This is a genomic window from Roseateles sp. 22389 (assembly GCF_052044995.1).
Classification (GTDB): Bacteria; Pseudomonadota; Gammaproteobacteria; order Burkholderiales; family Burkholderiaceae_C; genus Roseateles.
In genome coordinates this window covers 43,598-49,968 of the sequence record NZ_JBQEOF010000030.1, presented here as the reverse complement: position 1 = coordinate 49,968, position 6,371 = coordinate 43,598, and the positions used below count along the sequence as shown (strand labels likewise).

4 protein-coding genes are annotated in these 6,371 nt (G+C 68.9%); 1 reads left to right on the top strand and 3 read right to left on the bottom strand.

From position 1 onward, the window contains the following. Window positions 1-193: 193 nt before the first annotated feature. Window positions 194-1,444: a urate hydroxylase PuuD gene (locus tag ACTJKJ_RS26180; RefSeq protein WP_297384653.1), complete on the top strand. Its 1,251-nt coding sequence runs from the start codon at window positions 194-196 to the stop codon at window positions 1,442-1,444. Window positions 1,445-1,477: 33 nt separating this feature from the next. On the opposite strand, the gene ACTJKJ_RS26175 is transcribed toward ACTJKJ_RS26180, so the two are convergent. The 3 genes from ACTJKJ_RS26175 to ACTJKJ_RS26165 are packed head-to-tail and all read right to left on the bottom strand — an operon-like array spanning window position 1,478 to window position 6,247. Continuing rightward, window positions 1,478-2,413, bottom strand: a complete 936-nt coding sequence (locus ACTJKJ_RS26175) for a sugar kinase (protein WP_440823068.1) — start codon at window positions 2,411-2,413, stop codon at window positions 1,478-1,480. 29 nt (window positions 2,414-2,442) lie between these two features. Beyond that, a complete protein-coding gene (locus tag ACTJKJ_RS26170; RefSeq protein ID WP_440823066.1) occupies window positions 2,443-3,210 on the bottom strand; it encodes a rhamnogalacturonan acetylesterase in 768 nt (255 codons plus the stop codon). Window positions 3,211-3,217: 7 nt separating this feature from the next. Next, window positions 3,218-6,247, bottom strand: a complete 3,030-nt coding sequence (locus tag ACTJKJ_RS26165) for a TonB-dependent receptor (RefSeq protein WP_440823064.1) — start codon at window positions 6,245-6,247, stop codon at window positions 3,218-3,220. Between the last annotated feature and the right edge of the window lie 124 nt (window positions 6,248-6,371).

Sequence of the window (6,371 nt, the reverse complement as noted above, 5' to 3'; positions counted from 1 at the left end):
CAAAACAAACCTGTGTGTACTCTCAAAACGAAAGATACAAGGGCAGGGGTGAGGGCCAGCAGCCGCTCGCAGCGCACCAAACTGTATACACTCCCCTCCTCAACGTCGCCGCGGCGCCCAGTTTTTCTCAGCGCGACGCTTGCCGGTTCACAGCGCCCGCAGTGGTGGTCCGGAACTTGCTCAACGTTCGTTGATGGACAGCTACCTGCTTGACTGGGCCAATCTGCTGCTGCGCTGGCTGCACGTGATCGTGGCCATCGCCTGGATCGGCGCTTCGTTCTATTTCGTCTGGCTGGACAACCACCTGCTCAAGCCGCAGGCCGAGGACCTGAAGGCCAAGGGCGTGGACGGCGAGCTCTGGGCGGTGCACGGCGGTGGCTTCTACAACCCGCAGAAGTACATGGTGGCGCCCGCCAACCTGCCGCGGGAGCTGCACTGGTTCTACTGGGAAAGCTACTGGACCTGGATGAGCGGCTTCGCGCTGTTCGCGCTGCTCTACCTGTTCAACGCCGACACCTACCTGATCGACAAGCGCGTCCATGACTGGAGCGCCGGCGCGGCGGTGGCTGCGGCGCTGGGCTTCCTGGCCGGCGGCTGGATCGTCTACGACCAGATCTGCCGGCGCTTCGGTCGCAAGGCCGACGGTTCGATCGGCAACGACGGCGTGGTGCTCGGGCTGGTCGCCGTGGCCATAGTCGCCGCGGCCTGGGGCGCGAGCCAGCTCTTCGCCGGGCGTGCGGCCTTCCTGATCACCGGCGCGATGATCGCCACGATGATGAGCGCGAACGTCTTCTTCTGGATCATTCCCGGCCAGAAGCAGGTGATCGCCGACATGCGGGCCGGTCGGCCGGTGGACCCGGTCCACGGCCAGCGCGGCAAGCAGCGCAGCGTGCACAACACCTACTTCACCCTGCCAGTGCTGATCGCGATGCTGTCCAACCACTACGGCATGCTCTACAGCCATCCGCAGAACTGGCTGGTGCTGGTGCTGCTGATGCTGGTGGGCGCGCTGGTGCGGACCTGGTTCGTGAAACGCCACAAGGGTGTCGATGCCTGGCCGCTGCTGGTGGCCGTGGTCATGCTGCTGGCGGGACTGATCGCGTGGCTCGCGCCGCAACCGGCGATGGTGCCCGTGACCGCGGCCCCCGCGCTGAGCGCCCCGGCCACGCCTGGCGCCGCCTCGACGGGGGCAACCGCGACCGCCGCCGACGGCAAGGTGCCCTTCGAGACGGTGAAGGCCATCGTCGATGCGCGCTGCCTGGCCTGCCACAACGCGGCGCTGGCGCCCAAGCGCATCCAGTTCCACGAGCCGCAGCTGATCGAGCAGCACGCGGCCGAGATCTACCAGCAGGTGGTCGTGCAGAAGAGCATGCCGCTCAACAACGCGACCGGCATCACCGACGAGGAGCGGGCGACGCTCGGACGCTGGTTCAAGGAACGCTGACGCCGTCGCACGCCCCGGGCCGGAGCCACTCGCTCAGACCAGATCGGCCATGACCTCGATCGGAATGATCGCGCCGGGATGCTGGATCACCCGCGCCGCGACGCGATTGCCGAAGACCGCCGCGCTCACCGCATCCGCGCCGGCCAGGCGCCGCGCCAGGTAGCCGCCCGCGAAGGCATCGCCCGCGGCGGTCGTGTCGACGACGCGCGCCACCTCCTCCGTCGGCGCCTCGGCCCAGTGCCCGGGCGTCTGCGCGCTGTGCACCAGCGTGGGCGATGCACCGCGTTTGATCAGCACCTCCGGCGTCGGCAGCGATTGTGCCTGCGCGATCGCAGCCTCCAAAGAGTCGAGGCCCGTCAGCGCCTGATGGTCGTCCGCGGTCACCAGCGCGATCGTGGCCAGCGAGAACGCGCGCTCGAAGGCCACGCGTGCCGCGGCGCGGTCGGGCCACAGACGCGGTCGGAAGTTGTTGTCGAACACCACCTGAGCGCCGCGTGCGCGCAGGCGCTCCATCAGCGCGAAGAGCCGCTCCCGCCCCGCGGGCGGCAGCACGGCCAGCGTGATGCCGCTGAGGTAGAGCGCGTCGAAGTCCTCGGCATGGCGCTCGAGCGGGCTGACGGCCTCATCGAAATAGGCCTTCGCCGCGGCGGTGTCGCGCCAGTAGTGGAAGCTGCGCTCGCCGGCGGGATCGACCTCGATCAGGTACAGCCCGGGCATGCGTCCGGGGATCCGCCGCACCAGCCGGGTGTCGATGCCCTGGTCGCGCCAGCGCTCCAGCAGGCCGGTGCTCAGGCCGTCGTCGCCGAGGGCGGTCGCATAGGCCACCTGAACGCCGGCCGCATCGCCGCAGCGCTTGAGGTACACGGCGGTGTTGAAGGTGTCGCCGCCATAGCCCTGGGTCATGGGACCGAAGGCCTGACCCTTGAGTTCCAGCATGCATTCGCCGATCACGGCGACGCGTCGAGTCATCGGAGACCTCCCATCCATGGCTGATCCGTTCAGCGCAGCCAGCGCTGAAGTTCCGGCATCGCGACGGGCAACTGCCCGGCGACCATCGCCGAGAACACCTGCGCGCCCTTCGCGCCCAGGTGGGTGCGATCGAACACCGGATTGGCCGCGCCGGCGCGTTCGGGCGAGGAGGCACCCTGTGCGGGCGCATCGATCGGCTTGGGCGCCATCGCGAGCGTGTCGGCCTCCGCTTCTCCCATCGCCTGCACCGCGGCGTGGCTGATCGCGTTCAGGTCGATCACCGGCACGCGGTGCTCGGTGGCGACGCGGATCGTCGCCTCGGCCCAGGGACGCAGCGCGTTGTCGAGCCGTCCCTGTGCGTCGAAGCTGCGTCGCGTCAGCGGCGTCAGCATCACCAGGCGAGCGCCGGTTGGCGCGACGTCGTCGATGTAGCGGGCGAGATTGGCGGGGAACTCGGTCTGGAGGTCGGTCGAGCGGCCCGGCTTGCCGGGCTGGTCGTTATGGCCGAACTGCATGAGCACCACATCGGTTTGCCCGGCCGGCCGGGCGCGCAGCAGCGCCATCACCTGGTCCCACAGACCTTCGGCACGGAAGCTCTTCGTGCTGCGCCCGCCCTTGGCGAGGTTGAGGCAACTCACCCCGGGCTGGAAGCGCGCGCACAACGCGTCGCCGTAGCCGCTCTTCGTGGCCATCGTCGAATCGCCGACGAGGATCACGCGGAGCGACGTCGGCGGCGTCTCCTGCGCTTGAACCGCGCCGGCCAGGAGCGCCAGCGCGAGCAACCATGACTGCTTCATGCGCGCATTAGAACTTATAGCTCGCGCCCAGCAGGAACTCACGGCCGGTGACGTGATAGACCACCGGGCTGTTGCGGGCCCGGGAGATGAACTGGTCGTTCGCCTCGTTGGTCAGGTTGACGCCCTCCAGCGTGACCGTGAGCCGGTCGTTGATCTTGTAGGAGATCGACGCGTCCACGTTGAGCGTGGCGTTCTTCCCTTCGACGTCGTTGTTGTTCTGCCCCGGCACCCGCGTCAGGAAGGACGAGCGCTTGGAGGCCGAAACCCGGGCGCTGAAGGTGTCGTCGTCGTAGTACAGCGTGGCGTTCCACGACTTCGGCGACATGTTGAGCAGGTCGTCGGTGATGGTGGCGTTGCTGGTCGGCGAAACCAGGTAGGTGATCTTCGACTTGACGTAGGTGTAGTTGAGGACCGTGCCGAAATTGCGCCCCCACGACGGCAGGAAGGTGAACGGCTGCTGGTAGTTCAGCTCGATGCCGCGCAGCTTGCCCCCCGGGGTGTTGATCGGCGTGGTGAGCTGGAAGACCTCCTCGCCGGTGAAGTTGGAGGGCAGCAGCGACAGCGGCAGGCCGGTCTGGTTGTACGGCGCGTTGGTGCGCAGGCTCTGGATGTAGGTGTCGATGTTCTTCTGGAACACGCCCACGCCGATGAAGGCATTGCGGCCGAAGTACCACTCCAGGCTGCCGTCGAAGGTCTTGGCGCGGAAGGGCTTCAGATACGGGTTGCCGGTGGTGATCGACAAGGTGCCCGTGGTGCTGATGGTGCCGCCCGGGTTGAGGTTGCCCAGCTGCGGACGCGCCATGACCTTGGCCGCGGCGAAGCGCGCGATGAGGTCCTTGGTGAGGTTGGCCGAGACGTTCAGCGCCGGCAGCCAGTCCTTGTACTTCTGGCCGATGACGACCTCGGTGCCGCCGCCGGTGGCCAGGTAGCCAGTGGCCTCCTGCTCGGTGACGACGTAGCGCACGCCGACGTTGCCCTGCATCCGCAGGCCCAGCACGCGGCCCTCGAAGTCCGCCTGCACGAAGCCGCCCCGGTCGCGCTCGACCACCGCGCGGTTGTTGCCGCGCGCATTGCCGTTCGTGATGGAGGACAGGGTGAAGTCGCCCGGTCCGCCCGCAGGCCCGCTCTTGAGGCAGTTGCAGTAGATGTCGTAGGCGGCGGCGATGGCGTTGAGGTCGGGAATGACCCAGGACGTGGGCGTGCCCGCCGGCAGGCTCAGGCCGCGACCGAAGTTGGTCAGCATCGTCGTCAGCACGCCCGATCCGGCCGCCGGCGAGAAGATGGTGTCGTTCTGGTTGATGCGGCGGAATTCGTAGGTGTCGAAGCTGTACTTCTTGTAGTCGTAGCCCGCCTTGAGGGTCAGCGTGTCGGGCAGCACCTCCCACGCCAGGTCCAGGTGGGCGATGTCGTTGCGGTTGTTGGCGCCCTGCGGCCGGATGCGGACCTCGCTGGTGGTCGTGTTGGCGACCGTGGTGGGCTGCGTGCCGGTGGTGACCTGCGGCACGCCGACGATCTGCAGCGCGCCGTTCGGCACCGTCGGGTCGAAGGGGTACTTGATGACCGGCAGGCGGTCGTCGTTGCGGAAGTCCAGCGTGTAGCCGTTGACGTTGAGCGCATCCAGCGTGACCGTGGTCTGCACCGGGTTGCGGAACTTGGAGTCCGCTCGGCCCACCTTGGCGTTGAGCTTGAGGTGGTCGGTGAGCTCCTGCTCCAGCGTCAGGCTGGGCTGGCGGAAGGTGGTGGTGAGCTCGTCGTAGCGCGACTCGGCGCGGATGTCGACGCCGTTGAAGACGCCGTACTGGAGCGCGCCGTTGGGCGCGTACTGCGCCTCGACGACGCTGGTCTGCGGCTTGCCGCCCTGGCTCGCGGTGCGGCTGAAGGAGATCGCCTCGAGGAAGTCCTCGCGCCGCGTCGCATCCAGCTTCGAATACAGCATGTCGAAGGTGAGCAGCGTGCGATCGGTCGGCTTGAACTGCACCGAGCCGGTCAGGCCCAGCCGGTCCTGGTCGTGGGTGAGCCGGCCGTAGCGCGGCAGGCGCGGGTGGAAGTTGTCGGCGCTGCTGGCCAGGCTGTAGGCCGAGCTCGCGCCGGCGGACGCCGGCAGGCGCGGCACGCCCTGCGCGGCCGGGCCGCAGTTGGCCGCGGTGGTGGCGGGATTCGCGGGCGTCGTGCCCTGCGGCGAGCACCAGCCGCCCGAGGACGGGCCGTTGTCCCAGCGCACCGTGGAGAAACCTTCCTCGAACAGGCGGCGCTTCGAGTACGCGCCGGACACCAGCACGCCCAGCCGCTTGTCGAGGAAGACGTCGCTGATCAGGAAGGCGGCGCGAGGGTCGGTCTCGCGCGCCAGGTCGTTGTAGCGCGCCTTCACCGAGGCGGTGATCACGCGCTTGTTGAAGTCGAAGGGCCGCGCCGCCTGCAGGTCCACCGTCGCGCCGAGCGAGCCTTCGTCCACTTCCGCCGAGCTGCTCTTGCGCACGGTGATGGTGTTGAAGAGCTCGGAGGCGAAGACGTTGAAGTCGAAGCCGCGCGAGCGGTTGGCGCCGCCGGAGCTGTCGGTGCCGCCGGTGGTGGCGAGCGCCTCGATGCCGTTGATGCGCACCCGGGTGAAGTCGGCGCCCAGGCCGCGCACCGTGATGTTGCGGCCCTCGCCGGCGTCGCGGTCGATCACGACGCCGGGAACGCGCTGCAGCGATTCGGCCAGGTTGGTGTCGGGGAACTTGGCGATGTCCTCGGCCTTGATGACGTCGACGATGCCGCGGTCCTGGCGCTTGGCGTTCAGCGCGCTTTCCAGCGACGCCCGGATGCCGGTGACGACCACCGTCTCGAGCGCCTTGTCGCTGGCGGCGGCGGAGGCCGCCGGCGCGGCCGCTGCCGGGGCGGCCTGGTCCTGGCTCCAGGCGGGCAGCGTGAGCGTCGCCGTGCCCAGCAGGCAGGCGGCGAGGCGGGTCAGGCGGGGCGTGGGCGACGCGGCGCGATGCGCGCGGCGCTGACGATCGGACGAGGTCGTCCCGAGGCGAGTCCCATGACGGTGGGGCATGACGTTGTCTCCAAGGTGCTTCTGCGGCCGCGGGCTCGGGATCGTGGCCCTCGCTCTCGCGGCATCGGTCGGTCGCGGGCGCACGCAGGGCGCCGGCAGGTCGGGAGCGGCCGTCGCTGCAGTG